This is a genomic window from Flavobacterium sp. MK4S-17 (assembly GCF_009848495.1).
In the GTDB taxonomy this organism is placed as follows: Bacteria; Bacteroidota; Bacteroidia; order Flavobacteriales; family Flavobacteriaceae; genus Flavobacterium.
The window spans coordinates 54,953-79,344 of record NZ_WWEP01000021.1 but is presented as its reverse complement, the minus strand read 5'-3'; the positions used below and the strand labels follow the sequence as shown (position 1 = coordinate 79,344).

Sequence of the window (24,392 nt, the reverse complement as noted above, 5' to 3'; positions counted from 1 at the left end):
AAACTTTTATATGCCAAACTTATAGCTGGATACTAATTTGCTATCTTTGCGGCTATGGAAAAGGATCACCAGATATTCGGCATAAGGGCAATAATAGAAGCAATACATTCGGGCAGCGAAATTGATAAGGTTTTTATACAGAAAGATGCGCAGGGCGACCTGATGCGTGAACTGATGAAAACCATAAAGCAGAAAAGCATAAATTTTAGCTATGTGCCTGTAGAAAAACTAAACCGCCTTACACAAAGTAACCACCAGGGTGCTGTAGCAACAATAGCCCCTGTTAAGTTTTATCAGTTAGAAGAACTGGTGGATTCGGTTATGGAAAATGTTGAAAAACCTTTATTCCTGATACTGGACCAGCTTAGTGACGCAAGGAATTTTGGCGCTATTATACGTACGGCAGAATGTACAGGCGTGCATGGCATAATAGTCCAGAAGCAAGGGTCGGCACCTGTTAACGGCGATACCGTTAAAACATCGGCCGGAGCTGTATTTAATGTCCCTATATGTAAGGTTGAGCATATTAAGGATGCTATTTTTTACTTGCAGGGTTCGGGTATTAAAACCGTTGCTGCCACCGAAAAAACGGACAGCCTTATTTATGATATAAACCTTAATGAACCTGCCGCTATCATAATGGGGTCTGAAGACAGGGGCATTAACCCATCTGTTTTAAAAATTGTGGATGAAAAGGCAAAACTGCCTATGTTTGGCACTATATCTTCACTAAATGTATCTGTGGCCTGTGGCGCATTTTTATATGAGGCGGTAAGGCAACGAAACTGATAAAGTTTACTCGTTTATTTCTTTATCGGAATCTTCCCCTTTGGCTTTTTCCACATATTTATATACTATCCTTACAGGGAGTGTTTGCTGTTGCAAATTATCATCGTCAGCTATTTCCTCTTCTTCAGGTTTTGGAGGATTTACAAAGTTGCCGTTTTCATCAAACCTTTTCATAAAAGGATCCTGCTGTGGGTCAAAGTCGGGCCGCTGCCAGTCATAAACTATAGGTTTTTTATATTCAGGAGTTTTAAAAATACGTGAAAACAATAATCCGGTTATAAGCCCTCCAAGATGGCCTTCCCATGATATTTCCTCTCCCGCATCGGGAAAAACATACCATATCATGCCCCCATACAGCATAGCTATTGTAAGTGACAAGGCAACCAGCCTGTAATAACCCGTTTGGATGCCTTTAAAAAATATAAAACTTACCAATACATATATAAGCCCGCTTGCACCAATATGATAAGACTCCCTGCCAATAAGCCACGTTATAAACCCTGAAAGCAAAATTCCATATACTATTACTTTAATTGCCTGTCTCCTGTAAAAATAACGCAGTGCCGCCACAAGTATAAATAGCGGGATAGTGTTATTGTATAAATGCTCCAGGCTGCCATGCAGGAACGGGCTGAATATAATTCCCCTTAACCCTTGGATTGTTCGTGGGTATATACCCAAAGTTGTCAGGTCTTCAAATTTAACCTCAAACCAGTATACTACCCAAAGAAGCAGTATAAAGTAAAGCGGCCATGCGAGGACTGAAGTAGAGAATTTAAACTGATTATCATTCACTTTATATTGGTTTTTTGTGTAATGCGTACCTCAACAATTTAACCAATTTTAATTTTGTGAAATTTTGTCAGTCAACACACTTAACTTGTAAGTAATGCGTTTATTTTTTAAACCAACCTTACTGTAATGAAAAAATTTTATTTATTGCTTTCAGCCATACTGCTCACATCGTGTTTTGACAAACCTCTTGCGCAAAGTGTGAACCCTGAAACAGATAAAGTATTTTTAAACGGAAAGTACAAAAGTACTGCCCAAGTAAATGAATTTACAGAAACCGGAAAACAATACTACTTTATTAAAGTGTGGGGATTCCTTAAATACTATGGAAATTTTAACGGGACAGATACAGACTGGGATGATTACTTCCTTAAAAATATTGGCCGCGTTGGCAGTATGGATAAAATGGAGTACCAGAATTTTATAAAAGGCACTATCTCCCTGTTTCCCAAACCTGAGAAAAAAACTATACAAAACAATGAAAAAGATTATTGCCTTATTGATAATGCCTGGTTTGGCAATAAAAAATATTTTAATAAAGATATTGCAAAAAGCCTTTCTTTCCTTTTCATAAACCATGACGCTGCTGATAATGAATTTGCCGAACAAAACAGGATTGGGACTATAAATTTTACTAATGAAAAAAAATATAATGACAGTAACTATCCCGAAAAAAATATCCGGCTGCTTGGACTTTCAAGATACTGGAACATTATCAACTATTTTTATGTATATAAAAATGACATGAGCGAGAATTGGGATGAGCTCCTTTTATATTTTATCCCCAAATTTTCCCACGCTGAAAATGCCAGGCAGTATAGCCTTGCTGTCCAGGAATTATCCAGCAAGCTATATGATTGCCACTCAATGATAAGATCTCAGTATTTAGACCGGGAGGTTTATGGTAGGTATGTACCTAATTTCAGGGTGATGATGATTGACAGTACTATAATGGTTAAAAGCCTGCGTGTACCAAAATGGGATGATGGCAAAGTAAAAATTGGTGACATAATAGTAAAGATTGAAGGTAAAAACGCAATTGAAAAATACAGGGAGTTTAACACTATTATGAAAGGTGCAAACCCACTAAGTGAGCAACGCATAATATGCCCTTATGTATTAAGTTCAGTTAAAAGCACTATGGTATATACCCTGCTGAGAAAAGGAAAGGAGATAGAAGTTGTGGTTGATTTAAAAGATTATTCCACTTTTTCAAGCGAAGAAAAACGCATTAAGAATGAATATCAGGAGGAGATAATTATTAAAGATTACCCTGACAGTACAGCTTATATAAACCTTGATTACATAAGCAACAGTAATTTTGAGGAAAACTTTGATGCGGCGAGAAAATATAAAAACCTCATTATCGACATTAGGAATTACCCTCACGGGCAAACAACTTTAAATCTTATTTCATATATAATGCCCAAACAGGATGTGTTTTTTATGAATACGTATGCCGATGTTACATCTCCAGGCTTACTGCGAAAAAAAATTGGCTATATGCTGGGCAGCAATAACAATAGCCATTATAAAGGTAATGTATATGTTTTGGTGAGTGAGGCTACCCAAAGTGAAGCAGAATTCCTGGTTATGGCATTGCAGAGAAACAATAAGGTGAAAGTTGTAGGAAGCCAGAGCGCAGGTTCTGACGGAAATGTACAGCCATTTCATTTTCCGGGTAAAATAGAAACTGTTTTCACAGGGCTGGGCATTTACTACCCGGATGAAACATCAACACAGCGCAGAGGTATTAAAATTGATGTAAATGTTAACCAGACACTTTCAGGTATTGCAAAAGGCAATGATGAAATACTGGAAAAAGCCCTTTCTATAATTCATAAAAATTAACTGCGTTTAACATCGTTAGCCAATAACTGTAGCAGATAAATATGTAATTTTACGCTATGGAAGCACCTTTGGCAGAGCGCATACGCCCAAAACATTTATCAGAATATATCAGCCAGCTTCACCTGGTGGGGCCGGAAGGCTCATTAACACAGCAAATAGCGCGCGGTATAATACCCTCACTCATTTTATGGGGCCCTCCGGGAACAGGGAAAACCACCCTGGCGCAGATTATGGCCGAAGAATCCAAAAGGCCGTTTTATGTTTTGAGTGCTATAAATGCGGGCGTTAAAGATGTAAGGGAAGTTATTGATAAAGCAAAGCAGAGCGGCGGGCTTTTTACTGCTAAGAATCCTATTTTATTTATTGATGAGATTCATCGGTTCAGTAAATCGCAACAGGATTCTTTACTGGCTGCTGTAGAAAAGGGATGGGTAACACTAATAGGTGCCACTACCGAAAACCCAAGCTTTGAAGTTATTCCCGCATTATTGTCAAGATGTCAGGTTTACGTTCTTAACCCGTTTACTAAGGATGACCTTGAGGCATTATTGCATCGCGCCATCGTTACAGATGAAATACTGAAACACAAAAATATAACCCTAAAAGAAACTGAAGCGCTTATAAGACTCTCCGGTGGAGATGGAAGGAAACTGCTTAATATTTTTGAGCTTATTATAAATGCTTCTGAAGGCGATACTATTGAAATAACCAATGAAAGGGTTATGCAGCTTGTGCAGAAAAACACAGTGCTTTATGACAAAACGGGAGAGCAGCATTATGATATTATTTCGGCTTTTATAAAATCGCTGAGGGGGAGCGACCCTAACGGAGCTGTGTATTGGCTGGCAAGAATGATAGAAGGTGGCGAAGATTTAAAATTTATAGCACGCCGGATGCTGATAATGGCAAGTGAAGACATAGGCAACGCTAACCCTACAGCACTTATTATGGCTAATAATACTTTTCAGGCTGTAACTACCATAGGCTACCCTGAATCCAGGATAATATTAAGCCAATGTGCCGTTTACCTTGCTACATCTCCCAAAAGCAATGCCAGCTATATGGCAATAAACAAAGCACAACAGATTGTAAAACAAACAGGCGACCTTTCTGTGCCCTTGCATTTGCGCAATGCCCCTACAAAACTAATGAAGGAATTGGGCTATGGTGACGATTATAAATATGCGCATGACTATGAAAATAATTTTGCCGAACAGCAATTCCTGCCGGACGAAATTAAGGACACAAAGTTTTATGAACCGGGTAATAACAGCAGGGAAAATTCCACGCGCGAATTTTTGAAAAACCGCTGGAAAAATAAATATGGGTATTAACTAATTAAAACTTAATATTCAGCTTATTGGAAACCAATTGATCGTTGCGGTAAAATTCAAAAACCCAGTTACCATCTTTTTTGAATACCACCCCGTTTATATCTTCCATTTTTGCACTATAGTAATCCGGCTGAGAGGTTTTATACATCTTCAACGCCGTTTTCTTTTTAACGTCAATAAGCTCATAACCATAGGCTGTGGGCACAGCAGTAAGTAAATTTTCATTATCAGCCTTCATTGCAGTACTCACAGGCTGCGAAGTTGTTGATGATGAAGTTAAAACATTATCATTCTTATAAACATAATTCAGCTCATCCAAAGATTTTGATGCTTCCCGCAGTGCTTCATAATAAGCCCTTTGAAATTGTTTTTCCTTGCTTTTTCCTGTTGCCGATTTAAAAAGCAGTTCGCCACGGCAGTCTTTTAATGTAATAAAAAGATTGGTGCTTAAAAAAGCCCGTTCCTTTTCCACATCACCATAAAGGGCATTACAACGGTTTATAACCATATCGTCGGGCAAAGTGTCCTGCTCAAAATAAACCTCAAAGCCATATTTTTCAAACATCAGCTTAGAAATCTGGCTAAGATTAAATTCATTAGGCTCTTTCATAAAACCGAAAGCGCGGGGCAGTATTATGTATTTGTAATCATTAACGCTTTGCTGGGCAAATGCCATGCCTGATAAAAACAAGGCAAACACAAGTAGTAGTTTTTTCATAGTTAAAGTAGGTTCCTTAATTCAAGAAGGTGGTTTACCTGTTTTATTGAGGTATGTGCTTCCTTACGGAACTCATTAAAATAAATAGCATCAATACCAAAGTCAAGCGCACCCTGTACATCTGCCTCAATACAGTCGCCAATCATTAAACTGGTTTCCTTTTCTGCACCGGCTGCTTTCAGCGCATACTCATATATGGCAGGATTTGGCTTTTTACAACCCGCCAGTTCCGAATTAGTTACCGTTTGAAAATAATGGTGGATATTGGAATTTTTTAATTTACCTGCCTGCACCTCATGAAAGCCGTTGGTAATAATATGAAGCGAATATTTTGCCTTAAGGTACTCAAGCACTTCAAGCGCACCGTCATAGAGATGGTTGTATAAAGGCAGGTGCTTTATATAATCTTCCGAAAGCTGTTGAATTATATTTTCAGCAGCAACATAATTTAAAATATCAAAGGTTTCTTTTAACCTGCCATAACGGAGCTGCTCCTGTGTAACATTCCCGTCCCGGTACAGTTTCCAGTATTTAATGTTTATGGGCACATATTGCTTTATAAACTCCTCCCTGTCAACTTTAACAGCATATTTATCCAGTACAGTATTAAAAGCCAGTGCAGAATTCTTTTCGAAATCCCACAATGTATGGTCAAGGTCAAAAAATATGGTCTTCTTATTCTTTATCCTCATTACCTGCCCTTTACAATTACTGCATCTTCAATGTGGTAAATCCAGTCATCCACATCAGAATCGTTATACCTGAAAGTACCTTTTAAAGTTACATACTGGTCGGTTTTAAGTTTTATGCCCGGCTCCCTGAACTTTATGCCCATTATGGTTTCAGGGCCTGCCTGCCCACAAAAAAAGCAGGATGCAAATACATTTTTGCTAAGCGCATAAGTTTTATTATCAATAGGAATAATAAAACCGCTCATAACAATAGGCTTGCTCTTTTTTGCTTTTAATGTACTGTTTATAATAGGGTACATAACCCCCTCCGGGTATTCTTTGCTGGGTTTCTTTTCATACTTAATCTGCCCCAGCAGCTTCCACGATAAGGTGTCTGCCACTACAGTAGTATAGCCGGCAGCAGTAAAAGCTTTTTCAGGCTGGCCAACAGAAGTCAGCATGAAAGCAGAAATCAGCAGAACAGGTATAAAGAAAAATAATTTACGCATTTGCAAGTGTTTTTGATATGTTTAAACTGTAAGCCTTAACAGCCGGTATTACTGCTGCCACAATACCTACAAAGATAGTGAGCAGTAACAGATATCCTTCCTTATCCCAAACAAACTCAAAGGGATTAAAAGCCATTTTAAATTCTTCTTCGGAAGAACCGGATATTATGCTTAATGCTATCCTACCAACAATCGTTCCAAACAGGAAGCCTGTAATACATAAAATAAGGCTTTCCATAAGTACTAATGCCAGTAGCTGGAAACGTGTTGCTCCGTTTACACGCAAAAGGGCAAATTCATATTTTCGCTCCTTAAGGGTATTGTACAACGCTATAAAAATACTGATGCCAGAAATAAGCATGATACCATAGGCAAGATATTGCAATGCTTGCAGCCCGATACCAAACAACGAAAATAACCTGTTGATTTCAAGCCCCGGAGATGCAGCCTGCATTTTGGTATTCTGAGGGATAATACGCGGCCATGTCATTATAGCCATTTTATTTTTCATTTTAAGGAGTACGGCGGTTATTTCTTTTCCTTCCTCATTTACAGGCCACTCAATATGCTCATCCGCTTCCGCATTATCTATTTCATGCCCGTGGCCGTCATGCCCTGCATCATGGCTATGTGCTTCATGATTGTGCTCCTCATGGCCTTCATGATCATGATTGTGTGCATCATGGTCATGGTCTTCATGGCTATGTCCTTCATGATCATGGCTATGGTCTTCATGTTGATGACTTTCATGGTCATGTTCACCTTCTTCATGGTCATGTGCTTCCCCTTCAGCATGTTCGTGGCCGTGGTCATGCATTGCCCAAACACTCGGTATATTGCCTACAATTAAGTTATCCGTTACCTTTCCTGTTTCCGAGGCTATACCAACTACTATATAAGCATGGTGTTTATGCACTTCTCCTTCCTCACTGTCACCATGTGAACCGAAAAATTTATCTCCCGTTTTTAAACCTGTTTTTTGTGCAACAGCACTGCCCAGCACCACTTCAAAATTTTTATCGAAAATCCTGCCCTGTTTAATTTCTGCACCATACTTTTTTAAATAGGCCGGTGTAGTCCCCACGATGCGAAAACCACGGTAATTATCTCCAAAAGCAAGTGGTATTGCGGTTTCAACAAATGGGTTGTCCATCCATTTTTTTGCTTCCTCATAACTTATATTCCCGGTAGGGGCATCTACCTGGTAAACCGATGAAAGTATAAGCTGTAAAGGGCTGCCCTGTGCACCCAATACAAGGTCAATATTATCTATATTGCTGTTAAAGCTTTTTTCAAATTGTTTTTGCAATAGTATCAGTAAAGTAATAATAGCCACACTTGCCGTAAGCAATATTATGCTAAGTAAAGTATTAAGCGGCTTAAACCAAATATTTCTCCAGGCTATTTTAGTAATCATGATAATGTAATTTGGTTAGGAAAACGATCTTTAAGCCTTTGGTCATGGGTAACAATTACCAGTGCAGTACCAAACTGTTTTGCAAGCGCCGACAGCATATCGGCTACTTTATAGGCATTTTCATCATCAAGGCTGGAAGTAGGCTCATCGGCTAGTAAAAGCCTTGGCTCGTTAATTAAGGCGCGGGCTATGGAAACCCTTTGCTGCTGCCCTATACTTAACTGCGAGGGCAGTTTGTGCATCTGTTCTTTTAAATCAAGCTGCTCCAAAAGCTGTTTTGCCTTTTCCGCTGCCTGCCTTCCGGTTGCCAGCCACGAAGCCAAAACTACATTTTCCACCACATTTAACGATGCAACAAAATAAGATTGTTGTAAAACCAGCCCTATATTTTTCCCCCTGAAATGGTCAAGCTTTTTTTCGGAAAGCGTTGCAATGTCGGTATCATCCACAATTATCTGCCCTGACTGCGGCCTTAAAAGCCCTCCCAAAAGGTGAAGCAAAGTAGTTTTACCTTTACCTGAACCTCCGGTTATCAACAGGGTTTCCCCTTTTTGGGCTACAATATCAGGAAAATGAAAGATGGTTCCTTTGCCATAGGAAAACCGTATGTTAGTTGTAGTTATCATTACACTTTATAATATGCACTGCAAGTTAGCGAATTTGGAAGTATTATAAAACTGTAACGGGCTGCTTATACGTAAGAAAATATGTTAATCCTTAAGTATTACTATTTCCTGAACGGGCTTTTTTGTCCTTACCTTTAGTAAACTGTAACTCCAACCTGAGCCCTGCCTGTTGGCAATTATATCCATTTTGGCTTTTGTTTTGCTCCCTTTTATTGTTACTGTAGCTGTAATATTATTTTTGTCATCCGAATATTCAACAGCTCCCTCGGCTATCGTCATTTTATCAATGGGTTTGATGGTACCCAACAACTGTAAAGCCTCTTTATTATCCTTAACTTTTTCAAGCGCATTTTCAAACAGGGGCATATCTGTATAAGCCTGTGCAAAATCGCCCATATATTTATTGCCACTGAATAAAAAAGCCATACCTGCCAACAATAGTAAAACTACAGGTATAAACCATTTTTTGTTACGCTGCCACCATGTAGTTTCATTAATCAGTTCGTTTTCCATTTAGTATTATTTATTTTATAAGATACCTTCATCAGCAAAGCTTAAATACGCCTTTTCGGTTATAATAACGTGGTCCAGCACGTTTATGCTAAGACTGTGCCCTGCCATTTTAAGCTGGCGTGTTACATGTTTATCCTGTTCGCTGGCCTGCAAAGCCCCCGATGGGTGGTTATGTACCAGTATTATACCTGTTGCATTATGTTCTAACGCGGTTTTATAAACAATTCGTACATCTATAATTGTGCCTGTTATACCGCCTTTGCTCAACTGGGTTTTATAAATAACCTTGTTGGAGTTATTAAGGAATATAATCCAGAATTCCTCATGGGGCAGTTCCCCTATTATGGGCTGCATAATTTCAAACACAGCACGGCTGGAAGTAATCTGCTTTAAGTCTATCCCTTCTTCTTCCCTTCTTCTCCGGCCAAGCTCCATAGCTGCTGCAATGGTTATAGCCTTGGCTTCCCCTATGCCTTTAAAATTCATTAGCTGTGGCAGCGAAAGTTTACCTAAGGCATTAAGGTTATTATCTACACTGGCAAGTATGCGTTTGCTTAACTCAACCGCACTCTCATTACGGCTGCCCGAACCGATAAGTATGGCTATAAGCTCGGCATCACTAAGTGCTGCACGTCCTTTAAGCATTAATTTTTCACGGGGCTTGTCATCTTCTGCCCAGTATTTAATTGAAAAGGAATTTTGGGTTTCTTCCATAGCAATATGTATGGGTACGAATTTAACAAAATTATTACCTCATAATACTATGAATGTAAATTGCTTCGTTTTATTTAAAACTAACTGGTTATGAACAAACTGCTATTTTTATTTATCTTCACTTTTTTACCTGCTATACAATCAGGCTTTTATGAAAAACTTTCGGATGCCGCCATTTCGCTAACAAAAGACAAGGTAAGATATAACGGAAAGTATTATAAAATACCTTATCCTAATGGTGATGTACCCAAAGGAATTGGTGTTTGTACGGATGTAGTAATACGTGCCTACCGCAAACTTGATATTGACCTGCAAAAAGAAGTACACTTAGATATGAAAGCCAACTTTTCTAAATATCCTAAAAACTGGGGACTTAAAGGCACTGATACCAATATTGACCACAGGCGCGTACCCAACCTACAGGTTTTCTTAACCCGAAAAGGTACGGTTAAGCCTATTACTAATAAAGCAGAAGATTATAAGCCCGGCGATATAGTTACATGGACGCTTCCCGGCGGGGCTGCCGCACATAGGCATTATGGTAAATAAAAAATCACGGGATGGTAAACGGCACCTCATTGTGCATAATATTGGCAGCGGACAGGAAATGGAAGACTGCCTATTTAGTTATAAAATAACAGGGCATTATCAATATAAAAAATAAATAGGCTGTATCAAAAGTGTAAAAAAAATATTTTTGTCTTTCCGATGACAAAAGTATCTTAACATAATTAATCACTTAAGATTCTTCACTTATTCAAATAACACTTTTGATACCGTCCCTTTATCAGTTTACAAAAGTGTTTTAACCTCATCAAAGTTAAGGCCGCCATAATTGCCTGAACTCATTAAAAGCAGTGCAATCCCTTTCGTGTCCTGCTTAATGCTGAATAAATACTCCTTAAAAGCAGCAGGATTGGTATAAATAATAAGGTCTTCCCTGTTAAATGCCTTAGCTATCTGCTCATAAGTAACCTCTTCGAGTTGTTTAATTTTAACAGCGTCCGGCGAATAGAACACTACTGCTTTATCGGCTGCATCAAGTGCTCCCTCATATTCTTTTAAAAATTCGGCATTAAGGCTGCTGTAAGTATGCAGTTCAAGGCAGGCTATAAGCGTTTTATCAGGATATTGCTCTTTTACAGCTTTTGTTGTGGCTGCCACTTTACTTGGGGAGTGCGCAAAATCCTTATAGGCTACATTATTGCCTTTTTTCCCAATCTTTTCAAGGCGCTTGCTCGCCCCTTTAAAGCTGGCTATCGCTTCATAAAAATCAGCTTCATCCACACTCATATTCTGGCATATCCATTTAGCCCCTGCAAGGTTATTAAGGTTATGCGCCCCAAAAACCTCTATTGGCATAGGCCCTTCGGGAGTTTGCAAATAAGTTATACCGTTTTCTACAGTATAGTCGGGAGTATAGTACGGTATCTTGCGTATTGGGTTTGTTGCAGCTTCGGCAACGCGCTTTACTTCGGCATCATCTTCATTGTAAACCAAAATACCGCCATTGGTTATCTTGCTGATAAAAATTTCAAATTGTTCCACATAGTTTTCATACGTAGGGAATACATTTATATGATCCCACGCTATGCCGCTTATTAGTGCTATATTGGGCTGGTACAAGTGAAATTTCGGCCTGCGGTCCATAGGGGAAGAAAGGTATTCATCGCCTTCCAGCACAATAAAATCACTATCTTCAGTAAGCTTTACCATAGTATCGAAACCTTCAAGCTGTGCCCCAACCATGTAATCAACATCAATATTATGGTAGTGCATTACATGCAGTATCATACTTGTAATTGTGGTTTTGCCATGCGAGCCGCCAATTACCACGCGTGTTTTATCTTTAGACTGCTCGTATAAAAATTCCGGGTAAGAATAAATTTTAAGCCCCAGTTCCTGTGCTCTTAGCAGTTCCGCGTTATCAGGCTTGGCGTGCATACCTAAAATAACGGCATCAATGGTATTATCCAGCTTTTCAGGAAACCATCCTAACTCCGCCGGAAGCAATCCTTTCTTTTCCAGCCTTGAGCGCGAAGGCTCAAATATGGCATCATCACTGCCGGTTACTTTATATCCTTTATCATGAAGTGCCAGTGCAAGGTTGTGCATGGCCGCGCCGCCTATGGCTATGAAGTGTGTACGCATTTTATAAATGGTTAATATCTTTCAAATGTAGTTAAAATAGAACATACATAAAAAGAAAAATCCGTACTGCAAATGCAGCACGGATTTAAAGAACACTAAATATTATACTATAACTATTTTACTATTGTCATTTCGTCAACAATGTGTTTTGCACCTGAGAATTTGTCAATTATCCACAATACATAACGGATGTCAACATTAATAGTCCTTTGCAGGTCCTTATCAAATATAACATCACCGGCCATAGCCTCAATATTACCATCAAAAGCAATACCTATAAGCTCACCTTTGCCGTTAAGCACCGGTGAACCTGAGTTACCACCAGTAATATCATTATCTGTAAGGAAGTTTACCGGCATATAGCCGTCTTTATCAGCATAACGCCCAAAGTCTTTCTTCTCATACATTTCCAGCAGCTTTTTAGGCAGGTCAAACTCCTCGTCATTTGGCTTGTATTTAGCTACTTCACCTTTCATGGTAGTATAGTAGTTAACTTTGGCATCATTCCTTTTATCTTTTGGCAACGACCTAACCTTACCATACGTTAAACGAAGCGTGCTGTTGGCATCAGGATAATATTTTGCATCAGGGTTTGCTTCCCTCATACCCTGAACAAGAAGACGGAATGCCCTTGAGAACTCAGCATCCAGTTCAGCCTGCTCGTCAGATTTAGCCCTGTACTGAGCAATCAGGTCATTAGAAAGCAGGTATAAAGGGTCTGCTTTTAATACTTCCAGGCTGGGGTGTAAAATAAACTCGCCAAGCCTTTCCTTAGTTGTAAAAATACTTGTTTCAAAAGCCTTATCAACAAAAGCCTTAAAGTCATTATTATACTCAGCTCCTATTTTTGCAACATAAGGGGCAATTTTATAACCTGTAGATTTAGTTGCATAAAGCTTAAGTTGTGCAGCAAGCACATCTTTTTCAAGCGGTTCATACAGGTTGCCATAATATTCGTCTATAGCTGCCTGCAACTGCGGAAGTATCTGCTGCCTTGCAGCATCATCTGCACTCGCATACGCATCAAGCCCACGGCCCATGCTGTATGGCAATGCTGCAAATGCACTTGTCCTTAACAGCCCTACAAGGTAGTTGTCATGGCGCGCTTTTTCATTTGTTTTAGAGTAGTAATTATTAAGCGTAGCTATAACATTTCCGTATTTTTCCTTGTTGCCAGGCTTATTGGCCCATTTATTAAACTCAGCCTCGGCCTTGGCTTTGGTTGCAGCAGTTTTATGCTTGGTTAAGGCATCAATCATCCCCTGGCGGTTTTTCCAGTAATTGGCCACACCTGCATATTGCGAAGCATAATCAAGGCGCACTTTATCATTTTTATCCATATGCACCTTCATTTTATCCATGCCCAGTTTTGAAGATTCAACCCATGCAGGATAAGCATATTTTACATTTTGCTCTATTCCCCCTGAAGGCATCCAGCGGTTGGTACGGCCGGGATAACCCAGTATCATGGCAAAATCATTTTCCTGCACACCGTTAAGGCTTACAGGCAGGTAGTGCTTCGGCTTTAACGGAACATTCTCAGGCGAATATTCGGCAGGGTTTCCATCTTTATCTGCATATACGCGGAACATAGAAAAATCACCTGTGTGGCGGGGCCACTCCCAGTTATCTGTATCACCACCGAATTTACCAATGCTCTCAGGAGGTGTACCTACTAAACGCACATCAGTATAATCCTGGTAAACAAAATAGTAATATTCGTTACCCTGAAAGAAAGAACGTACGGAAACTGTATATTTACCTCCTTCGTTATTTTCCTTTTCAATAAGGGCTATTTCCTCATTGATGGCTTTTTCCCTTTCCGCTTCTGTCATTTTATCGTTTACTTTTGAAAGTATCCTTTTAGAAACGTCATCCATCCTTACAAAAAAGCGTACATAAAGGCTTTTTGGTTTTAGTTCGTCTTTGCGTGAAGCCGCCCAGAAACCATTTTTAAGGTAATTGGCCTCAGGAGTGGAAAGCTCGGCAATAGCATCATACCCGCAGTGGTGGTTGGTAAGCACAAGACCGTCTTTTGAAACAATTTCGGCTGTACACCCGCCATCAAACTGTACAATGGCATCTTTTAAGCTATGGTTGTTAATGCTGTAAATTTCTTCTGCCGTTAGCTGAAGCCCCATTTTTTGCATATCCCTGTGGTTTAAACGCTCAATGAACATTAAGAACCACATGCCTTCGTCTGCCCTTACGGGTAAAACCATGATAAACATGGTAACGAATAAAACAAGTTTTTTCATTATGATTTGATAAAAGTTAATTGTTATAAGCTTAATAGTATGCCAATTTGAATATTTGTTACAAAAATGCACTATTAAACTTTATTTATTAATGTGCGAATATAACGCATTTTTACAAATAGGCTTGCCGCAGCCATGCAATTTAACTTTAATACTGCCTGCTATTTCATTATAATTTGCAGGGCTCTTTCCAGAGCATCCTGATTGCTTTCCACATAAACATCAGGCTCTATACTATGGTCATCATTTTGCCCGTTAGGGCGCAGGTTAAAACTGGTGGAAACCTGAAATGTAATACCTGAATTGGGCAGTTTATACCATAATATCGGGTCGGCATAAAAAGACGATAAGTTACCTGTAGGCTCCCCTACTATTATGCCCAGCTTATAGTCTTTTACCATAGCTGCAAACATGGAGCCTGCCGAAAATGTATAATTATCTGTAAGCAGGTAAACATTTTTAGGATGCCTTAGTGCTGTTGCCTTTGGTTTTATAAGCTTATGGTTTACAACCGCAACCTCGTTATCTTTTGCACTGTATATTGCTTTTGTGTGCTTATTGATACCATACAGGAATTTAGCCCAGCGCATAATACCGGGAATATACATTTGCGCAAAGTTAGTCCTGAATTCGGGTGTTACCTTCCAGTGTGTTGCCGCACTTGCCCGGAATGGCTTATCGGCAAAATATTTTGCGAGGTCTTCGCCATAGCGGCTATCTCCCCCATCATGGTTCCTAAAGTCAAGAATTATATTTTTAACCTCTCGTTTATTTATTTTCCTAAACGTTTTCCTGTAAAACTTTTTATAGCCCTTACGCGACATACTGTAAAAGTCCCTGATTTTTATGAGTGCAATAGTATCCTTAATAAAAGTGAGTTCACATACCTGCTTTCCAGCTTTATTTCGCTCTTCCTTTTCTTTTAAATCCTGGTAGGTTACGCCGTCAAGTTCTGCATATTGTAAATTACCCGATGCATTAATAAAACCTATCGTATAGGGAGGCTGCCAATTAAAGGTTTTCCAGAAATAAAAAATAAAGGAGTCTGAAACATACCTGTCGTCCAATGCGTCAAGTTCTTTCCCTGAATGTAATTTCATCATGGCAAACACACTATCAATAGGCTTATCATTAATAGACTTTATGTAGGTAAGGTTATTATTAATTAAAGTATCATTACCATATACTTTTGAAACAGTATAGTTACTGCCGGCCTTTTTAATATTCAGTGGAAAAAACATGCCCCCTGCCTTTATATAATCCCTGTAATATGCCGATGGATATGTTCGTGTGTGGGCATCATTCATAAAAACAAAAATTTCCTCTGTTTTTCTCCAAAAATCAAAAAGTGCCAGTGTGTCGGGCAGTCCCTGTTTCATATTTTCAATATAATCCTGCCACTCTTCCCTGCTCCTGTAATGATAAGAGTTAATGTGCGCATAATGCACTCTATCCACAAGCAGGTCAATATCCTGTATCATTTGCTGCTTTGTTAACTTTAGAGTATCCTGTGAAAAAGCTTTTTGGATATACCCGAAAAAAGTGAGTAGTATAAAAATTATAATGCGTATCATTTCAGTATATCTTTTAGTTCAACAATTTCAAAAATGGCATCATGCCTTATTAAATCCCTTAATAAAGCCGTATGCCCCGCACCCAGCAGTACCATTACCTTATCATCTTCAGCAGATGTGATTTTTTGCAGTTGTGAATACATATAAATATTCCTGCGGTACCATTCTGAAACCAGGTAGGCTCCTGCAAAACTATCCTTATTGCCTCCCCTGTTGGCAAATGTTATATACCAGCCTAAATTTTCATTATCCTCCTCTGGAGAATTAATGTCAAGAAGCAATTCAGTAAGGGTATAAGAAGTAATTTTTTTATTCTGTCCTGTTTCATATTCTTTTCTTCTTATGTCATCCAAAGCTATCATCTCCTGCTGCCCGGCATATTGCATCGCCTCAATAAGGCTGTCATAAGGGAATAGTGCATTATTATAATCAATAGCATACAGCGTTTTATGCTTCAGCTTTTTAGCACTGCGCAATGCCAACTGTACAATTTCATTTGTATTTTTTTTAAGCAGGCTATCGGTATCCCGCTTGTAGTACGCATCAAGCGCAGGCTGCTGTTCATGGTTCCACTCCACAAATATTTTATCCGGTGCAAAAGCCTTAATTTTATTACTGATGTTTTCCAGTTCCTGCTGGCTTCTTTCACTCATTACATTAAAAGTTTTTACTTTAGTAACATCGCGCCCCGGATTGGAAAAATGGAATGTTCCTATTACAAGTATCTGTTTCTTTTTCTCCTGTGCTGAAATGGTAAGTGCACCTATAAGTGTAAATAATAATACTGCTTTTTTCATTGTAATTATTTTTAAATTCTAATCAAAACTACAATGCCGGCTAAGCTCCTTTTAAAACTTTTGATGAAACAGCAATTCAGCTTTATTAAACAGTACATATGGATGGCTGTTATTTTTTGTATAAATTTTCAGGGGTTTCATCTAAAGAAAATACAGGTTCGTACAATTACATGCTTTTATTTATACGTGTAATGTACTTTTGGAAGATAAACACTTATAACCATGGACAGCAAAATTCCTTTTAAATACCATTTACTACTATTTTTGGCTGCTTACATAATATTTACGCTGTGGGATATAGGCATAAAAGGTGAGGATATACAATCTGTTACCGATTTTTACAGTATATTGCTAAGCACTACCCATCTTTTAGCTGTTTTCCTTATTTACCTGCTTAATTTTTATGTGTTATGCCCGTGGCTGCTGCAAAAAAAGATTGGTTTTTATGTACTCTCAATCCCTTTTTCCCTTGTATTGTTTGCAGGTGTGCGCTATGTGCTGCAGGAAGTAATTGTTTATGAACTAACAGGAATACATAATTACTTTGAAACTTCACGCCTGTTTGCCTATTACCTTAAAGATAATTTCTTTTTCGGTCTTCCGTCAGTAATATTAAGCGCGGGTATGTATATTATATGGCAGCTTTACAATTACCGCCGCCGCGCCCAACAGTTACTGATTGAAAATAAAAAAGCCGAATTCCAGCTTTTAAAATCGCAGGTAAGCCCGCACTTCCTTTTCAATACGCTCAATTCCTTTTACAGTGAACTGGTTGAAAAAGATGAAAAACTTGCTGACGACTTACTGGTTTTATCTGACCTTTTGCGATATGTTATAACTGAAAATGATAAAGAAATGGTGTTGCTCTCAGATGATATTGATTTTATAAAAAACTATATTGCCCTGCAACAGCGCCGGTTTGAAAATGAAATGTATCTGGAATTTAACATTAACGGTAATTACACGCACCAAAGCATACTTCCTTCTGTCCTGATACATTTTACAGAAAATGTATTTAAACATGGTGTACTGAACAGGCCTGATAAAAAAGCTAGTATAACCATAACTATTACTAATGACAGGCTGGAAGTTTCAACCTTTAATCATGTACAGCAGGGAGAAAACTATTACTCAACCGGAATAGGCTATAAAAACCTTACCGACAGGCTAAACTTTGCCTATGGGAATAACTATATCCTGGAAAAGAACAGTAAAAACGATACCTTTATAACTTATTTAAATATCCCTTTAAAATAATAGTATGAAACTGACCTGTATAATAGTTGATGATGAACCGCCTGCTATACGCCTGCTGGAAAAGCATGTGGAAAAAGTTTCCTACCTGGATAAAAAAGCATCCTTCAACGATTCCTTAAAGGCACTTGAATATTTAAATACCAACCCTGTTGATGTTGTGTTTCTTGATATCCAGATGCCGCAGCTAACAGGATTGCAGCTTTCTAAAATATTATCAGATAAGATTAAGATTATATTTACAACCGCCTATCCTGACTTTGCCCTTGAAGGCTTTGAACTTAATGCTGCTGACTACCTGCTGAAACCAATATCTTTTGAGCGGTTTTATAAAGCTGTTTCAAAGCTTGCACCGCAAAATGTGCAGGAACCACAGGAAAATAAAACACAGAACTATCTTTTTATAAAAACGGATGGCAAAAACAAGTTTGCCAAAGTTTTTACCAGTGATATTTTATATATAGAAGCCCTGCAAAATTACATTTGCCTGCATACTGCAAAAGGCATGGTAATAACCCACAGTTCATTAAAAAATATTGCAGGTTTGCTGCCTGCTAATGATTTTATACAAATACACCGCTCTTACATAGTAGCATTAAAACATATTGATACAACCGATAATTTTTCGGTTTTTGTAAACGAGAAAGAATTGCCCGTAGGCGAAACCTATAAGGAAGCGTTTTTTAAAAAAATAGCAGACAATTAATTATTCAGCATTTGCCAAAGCTTATCCTTAAGTTCAGTTAAGCCCTGCTGTGCAACCGAGGAAATAAACAGGTAAGGTATCCCTTCAAAATCCTTATCTAATTGCTGCTTCATTTCGGCCTTTAGCTCAGCATCAAGCATATCGCTTTTAGATATTGCCACAAGCCTGTCTTTATCCAGGAGTTCAGGATTATACCTGCGCAACTCATCCAAAAGTATTTCATACTGTTCCTTAATATCTTCGGCATCCGCCGGAATTAAAAACAGCAGTGTTGAGTTACGTTCAATATGCCTCAGGAAATAATGGCCAAGCCCCTTACCCTCGGCAGCACCCTCAATAATACCGGGAATATCAGCAATAACAAACGACTGGAAGTCCCTGTAAGCAACAATACCAAGGTTAGGTTTTAAGGTAGTAAAAGGATAATCTGCAATTTTTGGCTTTGCCGATGTTACAACCGACAGCAAGGTAGATTTACCTGCATTGGGAAAGCCTACAAGGCCTACATCTGCAAGCACTTTCAGTTCAAGGATAATATCCAGTTCCTCACCCGGCAGCCCCGGTTGTGCATAACGCGGCGTCTGGTTGGTAGAACTCCTGAAATGCCAGTTCCCCAGGCCGCCCTTGCCGCCTTTAGCTATAATTTTTTGTTCGCCGTCTTCGGTAATTTCAAAAAGCACTTCATTGGTTTCTTTATCGCGCACCACGGTACCTAACGGTACTTCTATGTATTTATCCTCACCATCAGCACCTGTACTGCGGGAACTGCCACCATCGCCGCCATGCCCCGCTTTTATATGCCTTGCAAATTTAAGGTGAAACAATGTCCACAGGTTTTTATTGCCCACTAAATATACGTGCCCACCACGGCCTCCGTCACCACCATCAGGCCCTCCCTTTTCAATAAATTTTTCCCTGTGCAAATGTGTAGATCCCCTGCCTCCTTTACCTGAGGCAACATAAATCTTCACATAATCTACAAAGTTCCCTTCTGTCATTATCTCCTTTTTTAATCAATATTTATAAAAAAACAGTGCCGTTATACGGCACTGTAAACTTACTATAAAATTTTTGATATACCTTAATTATATGTAACTCCGAAATCAATATTGCTTTGCGCATCTTTAGCTTCCTCAACAGTAATAACTTTTACTTCCATTTTAGGTGCTACAGAACCCTTAAGCCCAAACTTTTCCTGAAATTCCATTGGTATTGATTCTTTCAGTTTCTTTTCTTTTTCCTTTAATTCATCAGAATACTTATAATAATCTTTCAGGTACACATCAGCATTAGATATATTTTCTTTAGCATCGGCCATTGCCTCATCCATCTTCATTTCCAGTTCCATCATACTTATTAATGTAAGGCCTATTGCCTTTAAATCTACACCAAATATAGTATTCACAGCTTCAGAATTCTCTTTAAACTGCATCAATATATCCCTCACCAAAGCGGTGGTATTTTCAGATTTTACAATAACCAGGTAATCACCGGGAACAACATCTGCTATTTTATAATTACCCTGAACATCGGTTGTAGCTTCATAAGTAACCTCCTGATTGCCATCAGCAAGGCTGTACATTTTAATTTCTGCGCCGGAGTCAGGCTTATTGCCCACAAAATTATTATACTTGTAATACACGTTACCTGATACAGAACCCGGTTCTTTTGAGCAGGCAGTTAATAGCAGACATGCTATTGCGAAAGATAAAATTTTTTTCATGCTGTTTTAAATTAAATTAATACAGCAAACATACTATTTATTTTTAAATAAAAATCTAAAAAGTAATTTTTTTTCTATTTTAAGCAATTTATTCCTTTATTGAACGGATTAAAACCTTTTCAATTTTAACCCCGTCCATTTTTAAAACCTGAAGTTCATATAAATGCCATGCCAGCTTTTCCCCTTCTTTGGGTATATAGGAGAGTTCAGTCATTATAAGCCCGCTCACTGTGGTTACCTCATATTCGCTAATCAGTTCGTCAAGCTCAAAATAAGTAAGGAAATCATGTAACGGGTAATGCCCATCTACAGTCCAGGTACCATCGGCGTTAGCCACAAGCTGGAATTCATCGTGGTAAAAGTCTGACGCATCCCCTACCAATGCCTCAAGAATATCATTAAGCGTAATTATACCCTGAAATACTCCATATTCATCGGTTACAAATGCATAATGTACTTTGGTTTCCTTAAAAATTTCAAGTGCCTTATAAGCCGAGGTATGCTCTATTAAGTAAACCGGCTCTTTGGTTATTTCCTTAAGGTTGAATTTTTCTTTTTCATAATTGGCAAATATATCTTTCAGCAATACCACGCCAATCACATCATCAAGATTATCCTCGCATACCGGGTAAACCGAGTGCAACTCATCCAGCATTATCTCTCGTATGCGGTTTTTATCAGAACCGAAAGTAAGGTAGGCTACTGATTTACGGTGTGTCATAAGTGAATTAACCTTCCTGTCGCCAATATGGAACACACGCTCCATAATGTCGTGCTCAATTTCCTGCACTTCACCGCCTTCTGTGCCTTCCTTGATTATTGCCTTTATTTCTTCTTCGGTAACCTTTCCGTCAGCAGTAGGGCGAATCCTTAAAAGTTTCATCATGAATTCGGTAGAAACCGTTAAAAGCCATATAAATGGTGCAGTTACCACCGATATGAATTTCATGGGCAGTGCTACAGTCTTGGCAATGCCTTCAGGATAGGTAAGCCCCACCCTTTTGGGCAGTAATTCTCCTAAAACCAAAGAGAAAAAAGTCAGAATAACCACCACTACACCCACTGCAATATTTTCTGCATAAGGCCGCAGGGCTTCATACTGGATAAAAAATGCCTCTACATCATCGGTTACCTTATCACCACTATAAATACCTGTCAATATGCCTATAAGTGTAATACCTATCTGTACGGTAGAAAGGAACTTGTTTGGCGAATTGGCCAGGTCAAGCGCGGTCTGCGCGCTTTTATTACCCTTTTTTGCAGCATTTTCCAAACGGTTTTTTCGTGCCGATATCAGCGCAATTTCCGACATCGAGAAAATACCGTTCAGTAATATCAAAAAAACTATTATAGCTATTTCCAAATGCTTGTGTTTTAATTGAGCTTATCAATAACCAGGCTTAGCCTTTCGGTTATTTCGGCAATAGAGCCTATACCGTTAACAGCATAAAATTTATCCTGCGCCCGGTAATAATCCATCAGCGGAGCTGTTTTTTCATTGTACTCCTGGTAACGGTTCCTTATAAGAGTTTCATCTTGGTCATCGGCACGTCCACTTGTTTTTCCACGTTCTAAAAGGCGCTGTACCAGTACTTCATCGTCAGCCTCAAGTGCTATTGTGGCGGTTACCTGCCAGCCTTTGCTTTTTAAAAAGGCATCAAGTGCCTGTGCCTGCGCAATAGTACGCGGAAAGCCGTCAAAAAGGAAACCGGCTGTATCAGGGTGTTTTTCAACCTCATCCTGCAACATTTTAATTGTAAGCTCATCAGGCACAAGGTCGCCCCTGTCCATATAAGCCCTTGCCTGTTTTCCAAGCTCCGTGTCATTTTTTAAATTATAACGAAACACATCGCCTGTGGAAATATGGGTTAAGTTGTATTTGGTTTTTAAAAATTCTGCCTGGGTGCCTTTGCCTGCCCCCGGCTTGCCGAATAGCACAATATTGATCATTGTATTTAGTTGAGTTGATTATTGCAGTTGGTATATTTCAGGTATGTTACGGCCCAGCCCGTCATAATCAAGGCCATAGCCCACTATAAATTTATTAGGTATCTCAAAACCCACATAGTCCAGCTTAATATCTTTTTTATAAGCTTCGGGCTTAAGGAAAAGTGTTGCTATTTTAAGCTGTTTCACTTCCTGACCGTCAAACATTTCCTTAAGGGCTACAATTGTATTTCCGGTATCAATTATATCTTCTATAATTACTACGGTACGGCCCTTAAGGCTGTCATTTAAGCCTATAAGCTGTTTTACACTATTGGTTGTGGAAGTGCCCTCGTAAGAAGATAATTTTACAAAACTAACCTCACAGGGCTTTTTATACTGTTTCACAAAATCAGACACTACCATAAAAGCACCATTAAGCACACCTATAAATACCGGTATTTCGTCCCCCATATCATTTTCAACCTGCCGTGCCATACGGGCTATGGCTTCGTTAATTTGAACCGCATTTATAAAAGGTACAAAATGCTTGTCATGAAGCTGTATCACTTTTCAATAATTTTAATAATAAACTGCAAATATACTAATTACAAAACAGCAGCCCTTATTAGCCTGAGTATTTTGCAATATTTTTATGAATGTTAAAATATATTTAATATTCAGGGCTTTACTACAGCATAAAAGGCTGAAATAAGTAAATTCGTTCATCTGAAATCCACTTTCAAACAACCTTAAACATGAAAAAAACATCACTTTCATTCGCGCTTTTGGGGCTTATTTTTTTAAGTTCCTGCAAAGGGCAGGTAACTAAAGAAGAAAAAGAACAGGCTAAAGAGCAGGGCAGTACAACAGTTACAACCGCTATAGGCGATATTACATTACCCGCACCTTACTCATCGGAATCAGTAACAAAACGAAGCGGTATGGAAGACTGGCCGGAAGGCAGTACCCCAAAAGCCCCGGCGGGGTTTACCGTTACAAAATTTGCGGGCGATTTAAAAAACCCTCGCAACACTTATATTGCTCCTAACAATGACGTTTTTATAGTAGAGTCGGGCACTCATAATAGTGCCGACAGGGTTACGGTTTTCAGAGATAAGGATAATGACGGAATATTTGAAACCCGTAATGTTTTCCTGGAAGGTTTAAACCAGCCTTACGGCATGCTTGTGTTAAACAATTATTTTTATGTAGCAAATACCGATGGGCTTTACCGTTACCCCTATAAAAATAACACCTTAAAACTGGAGGGCAAAGGAGAAAAAATTGTTGACCTGCCGGCCGGCGGTTATAACAATCACTGGACGCGCAACTTAATAAGTAATGCCGATGGCTCTAAAATTTATATATCGGTAGGCTCTGCAAGTAATAACGCAGAACATGGCATGGAGGAAGAAGTGCGCCGTGCCAATATACTTGAAATTAATCCTGACGGAAGCGGAGAACGCATTTATGCAAGCGGGCTGCGCAATCCGGTAGGCATGGACTGGAACCCTGCAAATAATGAACTTTGGACAGCAGTTAACGAACGTGATGAACTGGGAGATAATTTAGTACCTGATTATATAACCAGTGTAAAAGAAGGCGGATTTTACGGTTGGCCGTATTCTTACTTTGGGCAGATTGAAGATCCAAGGATGAAAGGCAAACGCCCTGACCTGGTAAAAAAAGCTATAGTGCCAGATGTTCCCGTGGGCAGCCATACAGCCTCACTCGGTATTGCGTTTTACGATAAAGATGCATTTCCTGCAAAATATAAAAACGGTGCATTTGTAGGCCAGCATGGTTCATGGAACCGTTCAGTGCTAAGCGGGTATAAAGTACTATTTGTGCCTTTTAAAAATGGAAAGCCAAGCGGGCAGCCAGAGGACTTCCTTACAGGCTTTATAGCAGATGAGAAAAAAGCAAAGGTATATGGACGCCCTGTTGCCGTTACCGTTATGAATGATGGCTCCTTACTTGTAAATGATGACAGCGGCAATACCGTTTGGAAGGTAAGCGCAAACAAATAAACAAAACCTCAACAGGCTGTTTAAATAGTATTCCAC

23 protein-coding genes and 1 pseudogene are annotated in these 24,392 nt (G+C 39.0%); 7 read left to right on the top strand and 17 right to left on the bottom strand.

The genetic code is table 11. The features are described from left to right. Window positions 1-54 precede the first annotated feature (54 nt). Window positions 55-789, top strand: a complete 735-nt coding sequence (gene rlmB / locus GSF09_RS08520) for a 23S rRNA (guanosine(2251)-2'-O)-methyltransferase RlmB (protein WP_159800525.1) — start codon at window positions 55-57, stop codon at window positions 787-789. A 6-nt stretch (window positions 790-795) separates the two neighbouring features. On the opposite strand, the gene GSF09_RS08515 is transcribed toward rlmB, so the two are convergent. Further along, window positions 796-1,584, bottom strand: coding sequence for a rhomboid family intramembrane serine protease (locus GSF09_RS08515; RefSeq protein WP_159800524.1), 789 nt, complete (start codon window positions 1,582-1,584; stop codon window positions 796-798). Between the two features lie 126 nt (window positions 1,585-1,710). Between GSF09_RS08515 and GSF09_RS08510 the strand changes: the two genes are divergently transcribed. Then, a complete protein-coding gene (locus tag GSF09_RS08510; protein ID WP_159800523.1) occupies window positions 1,711-3,432 on the top strand; it encodes a S41 family peptidase in 1,722 nt (573 codons plus the stop codon). A gap of 56 nt (window positions 3,433-3,488) precedes the next feature. After that, window positions 3,489-4,766, top strand: a complete 1,278-nt coding sequence (locus GSF09_RS08505) for a replication-associated recombination protein A (RefSeq protein ID WP_159800522.1) — start codon at window positions 3,489-3,491, stop codon at window positions 4,764-4,766. A 4-nt stretch (window positions 4,767-4,770) separates the two neighbouring features. On the opposite strand, the gene GSF09_RS08500 is transcribed toward GSF09_RS08505, so the two are convergent. The 7 genes from GSF09_RS08500 to radC all read right to left on the bottom strand — a co-directional run bounded on the left by GSF09_RS08500 (window position 4,771) and on the right by radC (window position 9,934). Continuing rightward, complete coding sequence (locus GSF09_RS08500) at window positions 4,771-5,484, bottom strand: hypothetical protein (RefSeq protein ID WP_159800521.1); 714 nt, start codon at window positions 5,482-5,484, stop codon at window positions 4,771-4,773. A 2-nt stretch (window positions 5,485-5,486) separates the two neighbouring features. Beyond that, window positions 5,487-6,176: a YjjG family noncanonical pyrimidine nucleotidase gene (locus GSF09_RS08495; RefSeq protein WP_159800520.1), complete on the bottom strand. Its 690-nt coding sequence runs from the start codon at window positions 6,174-6,176 to the stop codon at window positions 5,487-5,489. Further along, complete coding sequence (locus GSF09_RS08490) at window positions 6,176-6,664, bottom strand: hypothetical protein (RefSeq protein ID WP_159800519.1); 489 nt, start codon at window positions 6,662-6,664, stop codon at window positions 6,176-6,178. Before GSF09_RS08490 ends, GSF09_RS08495 begins: the two co-directional genes overlap by 1 nt. Further along, on the bottom strand, window positions 6,657-8,081 hold the full coding sequence (locus GSF09_RS08485; RefSeq protein ID WP_236564866.1) for an ABC transporter permease: 1,425 nt from the start codon (window positions 8,079-8,081) through the stop codon (window positions 6,657-6,659). The genes GSF09_RS08490 and GSF09_RS08485 overlap by 8 nt, the downstream gene beginning before the upstream one ends. Then, window positions 8,078-8,707: an ABC transporter ATP-binding protein gene (locus GSF09_RS08480; RefSeq protein WP_159800518.1), complete on the bottom strand. Its 630-nt coding sequence runs from the start codon at window positions 8,705-8,707 to the stop codon at window positions 8,078-8,080. Before GSF09_RS08480 ends, GSF09_RS08485 begins: the two co-directional genes overlap by 4 nt. 84 nt (window positions 8,708-8,791) lie before the next feature. Next, the gene (locus GSF09_RS08475; protein WP_159800517.1) at window positions 8,792-9,220 is read right to left on the bottom strand and encodes a cytochrome c oxidase assembly factor Coa1 family protein; all 429 of its coding nucleotides are present in this window, start codon (window positions 9,218-9,220) and stop codon (window positions 8,792-8,794) included. A 15-nt stretch (window positions 9,221-9,235) separates the two neighbouring features. Then, complete coding sequence (gene radC / locus GSF09_RS08470) at window positions 9,236-9,934, bottom strand: DNA repair protein RadC (RefSeq protein ID WP_159800516.1); 699 nt, start codon at window positions 9,932-9,934, stop codon at window positions 9,236-9,238. Window positions 9,935-10,024: 90 nt separating this feature from the next. On the opposite strand from radC, the pseudogene GSF09_RS08465 reads away from it, so the two are divergent. Next, window positions 10,025-10,598, top strand: a pseudogene (locus tag GSF09_RS08465) (DUF1287 domain-containing protein). Window positions 10,599-10,726: 128 nt separating this feature from the next. On the opposite strand, the gene murC reads toward GSF09_RS08465, so the two are convergent. The 4 genes from murC to GSF09_RS08445 all read right to left on the bottom strand — a co-directional run bounded on the left by murC (window position 10,727) and on the right by GSF09_RS08445 (window position 16,714). Continuing rightward, window positions 10,727-12,085: a UDP-N-acetylmuramate--L-alanine ligase gene (gene murC / locus GSF09_RS08460; protein ID WP_159800515.1), complete on the bottom strand. Its 1,359-nt coding sequence runs from the start codon at window positions 12,083-12,085 to the stop codon at window positions 10,727-10,729. A gap of 113 nt (window positions 12,086-12,198) precedes the next feature. Further along, window positions 12,199-14,343, bottom strand: a complete 2,145-nt coding sequence (locus tag GSF09_RS08455; protein ID WP_159800514.1) for a S46 family peptidase — start codon at window positions 14,341-14,343, stop codon at window positions 12,199-12,201. 161 nt (window positions 14,344-14,504) lie between these two features. Then, window positions 14,505-15,917: a S41 family peptidase gene (locus tag GSF09_RS08450; RefSeq protein ID WP_159800513.1), complete on the bottom strand. Its 1,413-nt coding sequence runs from the start codon at window positions 15,915-15,917 to the stop codon at window positions 14,505-14,507. Next, window positions 15,914-16,714, bottom strand: a complete 801-nt coding sequence (locus GSF09_RS08445; RefSeq protein WP_159800512.1) for a DUF5694 domain-containing protein — start codon at window positions 16,712-16,714, stop codon at window positions 15,914-15,916. The genes GSF09_RS08450 and GSF09_RS08445 overlap by 4 nt, the downstream gene beginning before the upstream one ends. 222 nt (window positions 16,715-16,936) lie before the next feature. On the opposite strand from GSF09_RS08445, the gene GSF09_RS08440 reads away from it, so the two are divergent. After that, window positions 16,937-17,971, top strand: a complete 1,035-nt coding sequence (locus tag GSF09_RS08440) for a sensor histidine kinase (RefSeq protein WP_159800511.1) — start codon at window positions 16,937-16,939, stop codon at window positions 17,969-17,971. A gap of 4 nt (window positions 17,972-17,975) precedes the next feature. Next, on the top strand, window positions 17,976-18,674 hold the full coding sequence (locus GSF09_RS08435) for a LytTR family DNA-binding domain-containing protein (protein WP_159800510.1): 699 nt from the start codon (window positions 17,976-17,978) through the stop codon (window positions 18,672-18,674). Here the strand turns inward: GSF09_RS08435 and obgE are convergent. The 5 genes from obgE to hpt all read right to left on the bottom strand — a co-directional run bounded on the left by obgE (window position 18,671) and on the right by hpt (window position 22,893). Further along, window positions 18,671-19,672 carry a GTPase ObgE gene (gene obgE, locus GSF09_RS08430; protein WP_159800509.1) on the bottom strand — a complete coding sequence of 334 codons (1,002 nt, stop codon included), beginning with the start codon at window positions 19,670-19,672 and terminating at the stop codon, window positions 18,671-18,673. The two genes, GSF09_RS08435 and obgE, sit on opposite strands and share 4 nt — an antisense overlap. Window positions 19,673-19,755: 83 nt before the next feature. Continuing rightward, on the bottom strand, window positions 19,756-20,397 hold the full coding sequence (locus tag GSF09_RS08425) for a carboxypeptidase-like regulatory domain-containing protein (RefSeq protein ID WP_159800508.1): 642 nt from the start codon (window positions 20,395-20,397) through the stop codon (window positions 19,756-19,758). 88 nt (window positions 20,398-20,485) lie between these two features. Next, window positions 20,486-21,760, bottom strand: a complete 1,275-nt coding sequence (locus tag GSF09_RS08420; protein ID WP_159800507.1) for a hemolysin family protein — start codon at window positions 21,758-21,760, stop codon at window positions 20,486-20,488. Window positions 21,761-21,771: 11 nt separating this feature from the next. Next, entirely contained in the window at window positions 21,772-22,347 is a 576-nt protein-coding gene (locus GSF09_RS08415; protein ID WP_159800506.1) for an adenylate kinase, read from the bottom strand. Between the two features lie 18 nt (window positions 22,348-22,365). Then, on the bottom strand, window positions 22,366-22,893 hold the full coding sequence (gene hpt / locus GSF09_RS08410) for a hypoxanthine phosphoribosyltransferase (protein WP_159800505.1): 528 nt from the start codon (window positions 22,891-22,893) through the stop codon (window positions 22,366-22,368). Between the two features lie 188 nt (window positions 22,894-23,081). On the opposite strand from hpt, the gene GSF09_RS08405 reads away from it, so the two are divergent. After that, complete coding sequence (locus GSF09_RS08405; protein WP_159800504.1) at window positions 23,082-24,356, top strand: sorbosone dehydrogenase family protein; 1,275 nt, start codon at window positions 23,082-23,084, stop codon at window positions 24,354-24,356. Window positions 24,357-24,392 lie beyond the last annotated feature (36 nt).